This window comes from Scytonema hofmannii PCC 7110 (genome assembly GCF_000346485.2).
In the GTDB taxonomy this organism is placed as follows: domain Bacteria; phylum Cyanobacteriota; class Cyanobacteriia; order Cyanobacteriales; family Nostocaceae; genus Scytonema; species Scytonema hofmannii.
In genome coordinates this window covers 326-635 of sequence record NZ_KQ976391.1, presented here as the reverse complement: position 1 = coordinate 635, position 310 = coordinate 326, and the positions used below count along the sequence as shown (strand labels likewise).

At 55.2% G+C, this 310-nt stretch carries 1 protein-coding gene; it reads left to right on the top strand.

Annotated features, from left to right (window positions below; genetic code table 11):
- On the top strand, positions 1 to 284 hold a 284-nt coding region (locus tag WA1_RS54455), incomplete at its 5' end, for a phosphatase PAP2 family protein (protein ID WP_158516817.1).
- Positions 285 to 310: the final 26 nt, after the last annotated feature.

The following is a 310-nucleotide window of genomic DNA, read 5'->3' as shown; positions in this document are numbered from 1 at the left end:
CCATAAATGGCAATAGCTTCCCGAGTGGCCACGTCTTCAATGGCAGCGTAGTCTATATCAGCATCGCGCTGGCATTTGCGGGCATGTCCCGGAAAACAACCACGCGCCTGATGATCATGGGCACTGCGATTGCAACTTGCATAATGATAGGCACGACCCGCGTCGCTTTGGGTGTTCATTATCTCACGGATGCTGTTGCCGGACTGGTGGGCGGCGCTGGATGGGCGTTGCTGGTTTATGCACTCTTGAGTTCAAGCCCCATCAACCCACCCGCAAGCCCCTGAACTTAAATGAGCCTCCTACGGATCTG